Source organism: Mucilaginibacter dorajii (genome assembly GCF_024808255.1).
Taxonomy (GTDB): domain Bacteria; phylum Bacteroidota; class Bacteroidia; order Sphingobacteriales; family Sphingobacteriaceae; genus Mucilaginibacter; species Mucilaginibacter dorajii.
In genome coordinates, this window is sequence record NZ_JANTYS010000047.1 from 1 (window position 1) to 5084 (window position 5084).

The following is a 5084-nucleotide window of genomic DNA, read 5'->3' on the forward strand; positions in this document are numbered from 1 at the left end:
ACAAATTAAACAATAAATAGATATTTGAATTTACAGCAATAAAACATTAGTAATAAAAAAGAGGCTGATCATGATTTATGATACAGCCTCTTTTGTGATCCCGCTGGGATTCGAACCCAGGACCCCAACATTAAAAGTGTTATGCTCTACCAGCTGAGCTACGGAATCGTTTCTTTAACAGTGCCTGGTATAATACCGTTGCTGCTTAAGGCGATTTGAATTATAATTTGTAAATAAAAAAAGCCTTCTTTCAAAGGCTTTTGTGATCCCGCTGGGATTCGAACCCAGGACCCCAACATTAAAAGTGTTATGCTCTACCAGCTGAGCTACGGAATCAAACTTTTAACTTTTTCGATACTGCTACCGTTTCCGTTTAAAGTGGTGCAAATATAGGGCGATTAATAATACGGTGCAAGTCCTTTTTGTAATTAATTGTAAAGTATTTGTTAAGCTATTAATTGCCAATAAACTACATTTTAAAAATGGCTATTTTGCCCTTGTCGCCGGCCAGTAAAACCAGTTTTCCGTGCTTTGCCCTGCGACAAACGTTAAAACTTGTGGCATCAATTTTTCGCCATGACAGGCCTATAGGAGTTGATAAGCTGCTGCCCGATGTTCCTGTTGATAGGTAAATTCTGCCTTCAACCCGTTCCACACATGATTGAAAACCGGTAGCATCGGCGGGTAAAACCTGGTATGCACCGTTTTTTTTATCGTACCGGCAAATAACCGAATCGGTAACTTTGTCTTTGGAGTAATTGCCGCCCACCGCAACAAACAGGTCGTCTGATATGGAAAACGCGCCTTTGCTACCAGCGCCTTGCGCAATAGGGAAGGGCTTTGTTTGCCATTTCGGGTTATCGCAATTACACAATTGTAAAAAGCGGGCGGTTGTTCCTCCGCTTGCTATCACCAGTCCCAAATCTTTGTTAACTCTTAAGCAGGTACCGCTTGCTGCAAAAGCCGCTTCGCCGGGGATGGCATCCGGCGTATTCTGCATTTCGGTCCAGGTATCGCCGCCGTCTTTGGTTTCCATTAGCAGGAATTTGTTTTTGATCGGGTCGCCTAAAATGTAGCCATGTTTGGCATCGGCAAAATCCATGGCATCAAAAAAGTAGATGCTATCCGTTTTACGGCATTTTTCCTGCCAGCTTTTGCCTCCATCTGTTGTTTTCAAAACCAAAGCCGGTGTTCCTGAGCTCATGATCACAGCTTCCTGGTCATTAAATGCCTCAATATCCCTGAAATCGGCTTTTTCGTAACCTTTAATCTGCTGCCAGGCCCAGGTTTTGCCGCCATTATTGGTGATAGCAATGTGACCTTTACTGCCGCTTATCCATGCTGTTTTATCATTCACAACAGATAATCCGCGAATGCTGGTGGGCTTATCCTGTTGTAATATAGTGATGGTTTGCGCTTTTAAAATGAAGGGATAAAGCGTTAAAATGGTGATAATAAGCGTGTAAAAACGTTTCATTGATAAGCAGATAATAATTAATGTGAATCCTAAATTAACTCTTAGCCAGCCAACTAACAACTAAGCACCAAATTTTATATTTATTAGGTTGCTATTTGGCAGAAACGATTATATTTGCACGCTTGTTAATAAAATAACACGCCCGGATGGCGAAATTGGTAAACGTTGCGGTCTCAGAAGCCGTTGAGAATTGTCTCTTGAGAGTTCGAGTCTCTCTTCGGGCACGCCGGTTTTAAGATATGAGAATTGAGATGTGAGATTTGAGATTTTTTCTCGCCTCATATCTCAAAGTCTCGTATCGGGAGTAAATTTAAGATATCGGTCTTTTTTTCATATCTCAAATCTAACATCTCAAATCTATAATGCCCAGGTGGCGAAATTGGTAGACGCACCATCTTGAGGGGGTGGCATCCGAATGGATGTGTGAGTTCGAATCTCATCCTGGGTACACAGATTAAGATATCTTCCTTTCAGAGTCTTTTATCTCATCTTTTTTAGGTCGCTCTTGTAATATTACCTGTTGGCAATAGAAATAACTATAGTGCTTATGTTTATTGGTGGTGGTAAATTCTGCGCTGACTCCTGTTTATATGATAAATTAAAATAATATTTTATTGTTGAGGAGATAGGTATTCTGCGAAACATTTATCCTTAAAATATTTTTTCAGTCTGATTTGCTAATTTTGATTAACGCAACTCATTCGGCACATTGGATAAACTCAAATTAAATTGGTTCAAGATTTTTGCATTAGCTGTACTTCAGTGTATTGTTAGTTTTCTTGTTTCTATATTGTATCTATCTTTAATTTGGATTTTTTTTGGTGAAGGGGGTGATAGCTTTCTTTATACATCAGGTAACAAAATAATCTGCACTATTTTACCGGCTGTTGGGGCAACAATTTTAAATGGCTACAGGATATCCCAGGGAATGCAAAAGGCCGACAAAAGAAAAATTCAAACATATATTGCTATTCAATCAATATTTTTTGCCTGCTATGTGCTATTTACAATTATTCAACTTTTTCAGAAGTGATATCAGATTAATTATATCCCGGAAAAAATAACAAACACACTCCCTTGTGAATACGTTTTGCCCAACACCACTTTACATCCCATCTTCCATCAACAACACATTAAATTTGTGCCCATCGGGATCGGCAAAGCCAAAGCCATAGTAGCCATTTTCGTCTCTGCCGGTTTTCTGAAAAATGTTGCCTCCGGCATTTTCAATGCGTTGTGCCCATTCTTTTACTTCGGTTTCTGTTTCTGCCGATAGCGTGAAAATAATCTCGCTGTTGGTTTTTGATCCCGATGTTAAATATTTATCTATCTGTGAGCCTTCCTCAAAAAAATGGATCACAAAGTTGTCATCGCCAAAACTAAAACTGGCTAATTTAGGGTAGTTGTTTGTATTGTTTGGCGCAAAACCTAATTGCGAATAGAATTCATTGGTACGTTCAGCATCCTTTACACTAAAATTGGCCCAGATTTTTTTCGTTTTCCTGTTGTTGACTTTAGGATAGATAAGCAATAATCGTGCTAATTGAAGGTTCGTAACTATGGTGGCTTTGTCGTTCATTTCTCCACAATCATTGCCTTACCTGTTCCAGTTTGTTACTTTCGCCCCGTTATATGAAAGTTATTATCGCCGAAAAGCCGTCCGTTGCCAGGGAAATTGCCAAAGTATTTGGCGCAGTGAATAAGAAAGATGGCTATATAGAAGGTAAGGGGTACACTTTTACCTGGGCCTTTGGGCATTTGCTGCAGCTGGCCGCCCCGCAGGAGTACGGTTATTATGGCTGGAACGTGCAAAATTTGCCTATGCTGCCCAGCAAGTTCAAGCTATCTATCCGCAAGGTGAAAAGTAAAGAGGGGATGATAGATGATCCATCTGTAAAAAAGCAGCTGGATATTATTAAAGGCCTTTTTGACGAAGCCACAGAAATTATTGTTGCTACGGATGCCGGGCGGGAGGGCGAACTCATCTTTCGCTATATATATTACTATCTTAAATGTAAAAAGCCATTTAAACGGCTTTGGATCTCGTCGCAAACAGATGAAGCTATTAAAGAAGGTTTCCGTAACCTTAAACCGGGGACCGATTACGACACGCTTTTCAATTCGGCACATTGCCGCTCCCAGTCCGATTGGTTGGTGGGCATGAACGCTACACAAGCGCTAAGTTTGTCATCCGGCAACCGGGCGGTATTATCATTGGGCCGTGTGCAAACACCAACCCTGGCCATGATCTGTTCACGTTATTTAGAAAACAAGAACTTTGTGCCGCAGATTTACTACCAGGTAGCTATTCAGCCTGATAAAGACGGGCAGGCTTTCAGGGCTATATCTGCCGAAAACTATAAAACCAAAGAAGAAGCGCAAGCTGTATTAGATAAGGTAGAAGATGTAGCAGCAGGTTTCCCGGCAGGTGGCCACATTCTGAGTGTGGAAGCCAAACCCCGAAAGGAACCGCCGCCGTTATTGCATGATTTGAGTAGCCTGCAGCAGGAAGCCAACAAACGCAAAGGCTTTACTGCCGATCAAACGTTGGGCATTCTGCAAAACCTTTACGAAAGCAAGTTGGTTACTTATCCGCGTACGGGTAGCCGTTATATAGGTGATGATGTTTTTGCAGAAGTGCCTGCATTGATAGAGAAATTAAAAGAACATCCCGATTTTGGTAAGCAGGCCACCTTCCTGGTGGGGCAAAAATTGAATAAGCGAAGCGTGAATGCCAAAAAGGTGACCGATCACCATGCGGTGTTAACAACAGGGGTAGAGCCTTACCAGCTATCAAAAGATCACCAGGCGGTTTATGATATGGTTGCCGGCCGTATGCTGGAGGCTTTTCACCAGGAATGTATTAAAGAGATCACTAAAATAGTTGTTCAATCCGGTTCAAAATTTACGGCGAGTGGTACGGTGATCGGCTCGGCAGGCTGGCGTGCTGTATTTAACGAGCCCGACGAAGAGAAGAAGGACGAGGAAAACGCGGCTTTGCCAAAAGTGATACAAGGCGAAAACCTGCCGGTGATCAATAAAGCCCTGCTCGAAAAGCAAACCAAGCCCAAGCCATTATATAATGAAGCCAGCTTATTAAAGGCTCTGGAAACCGCGGGTAAGGAAATTGATGACGAGGAATTGCGCTATGCTATGAAGGATAGCGGCCTTGGTACACCTGCTACCCGGGCTTCTATTATAGAAACCCTTATTAAAAGAACCTATATCACAAGAGAGAAAAAGAACCTGGTACCTACGGAGACTGGCCTTAACGTATATAATGTAGTTAAAGATCAGAAAATTGCCCAGGCCGAACTGACCGGTACCTGGGAAAAAAGGTTAGAAGAGATCCGTTCCGGGGCATCTATTAATGAGTTTCAGGAGGAGATTAAAGCTTATACCCGGAATATTACGCAGGAGTTGCTTAAGGTAGGTATACCTAAAAAAGTGGTTGCAGAACCTGTTGCGAAGTAATATAATAGCTAAAACGAATATTCTTCTCATCTCTTTTGATTTTTTCTCTTTGATATTAAGCGATTTGTGAGTTAGTGTTAAGAAATAGTTAAAGATAGTTTGGAGGAATGCGAAAAGTAGTTACCTTTGCAGC

General features: G+C 41.5%; 3 protein-coding genes and 4 tRNA genes. 3 read left to right on the forward strand and 4 right to left on the reverse strand.

Going from position 1 to position 5084, the window contains the following annotated elements:
• Window positions 1-95: 95 nt before the first annotated feature.
• From FHS10_RS29125 to FHS10_RS29135, 3 genes are all read right to left on the reverse strand, one after another.
• Window positions 96-168, reverse strand: a tRNA-Lys gene (locus tag FHS10_RS29125).
• Between the two features lie 95 nt (window positions 169-263).
• Window positions 264-336: transfer RNA gene (locus FHS10_RS29130), tRNA-Lys, on the reverse strand.
• Window positions 337-469: 133 nt separating this feature from the next.
• Entirely contained in the window at window positions 470-1477 is a 1008-nt protein-coding gene (locus tag FHS10_RS29135) for a WD40/YVTN/BNR-like repeat-containing protein (protein ID WP_259097764.1), read from the reverse strand.
• Between the two features lie 140 nt (window positions 1478-1617).
• Between FHS10_RS29135 and FHS10_RS29140 the strand changes: the two genes are divergently transcribed.
• Together FHS10_RS29140 and FHS10_RS29145 are read left to right on the forward strand one after the other, a co-directional pair.
• A tRNA-Leu gene (locus FHS10_RS29140) sits at window positions 1618-1701 on the forward strand.
• Window positions 1702-1841: 140 nt separating this feature from the next.
• Window positions 1842-1925, forward strand: a tRNA-Leu gene (locus FHS10_RS29145).
• 657 nt (window positions 1926-2582) lie between these two features.
• Here the strand turns inward: FHS10_RS29145 and FHS10_RS29150 are convergent.
• The gene (locus tag FHS10_RS29150) at window positions 2583-3056 is read right to left on the reverse strand and encodes a VOC family protein (protein ID WP_259097765.1); all 474 of its coding nucleotides are present in this window, start codon (window positions 3054-3056) and stop codon (window positions 2583-2585) included.
• A gap of 53 nt (window positions 3057-3109) precedes the next feature.
• On the opposite strand from FHS10_RS29150, the gene topB reads away from it, so the two are divergent.
• Window positions 3110-4951 carry a DNA topoisomerase III gene (topB, locus tag FHS10_RS29155; protein WP_259097767.1) on the forward strand — a complete coding sequence of 614 codons (1842 nt, stop codon included), beginning with the start codon at window positions 3110-3112 and terminating at the stop codon, window positions 4949-4951.
• Window positions 4952-5084: the final 133 nt, after the last annotated feature.

What these genes read in the sequence shown, in the direction of transcription:
- topB (WP_259097767.1), top strand. Translation starts at nt 3,110, where the DNA reads ATGAAAGTTATTATCGCCGAAAAGCCGTCCGTTGCCAGGGAAATTGCC.
- FHS10_RS29150 (WP_259097765.1), bottom strand. Translation starts at nt 3,056, where the DNA reads ATGAACGACAAAGCCACCATAGTTACGAACCTTCAATTAGCACGATTA.
- FHS10_RS29135 (WP_259097764.1), bottom strand. Translation starts at nt 1,477, where the DNA reads ATGAAACGTTTTTACACGCTTATTATCACCATTTTAACGCTTTATCCC.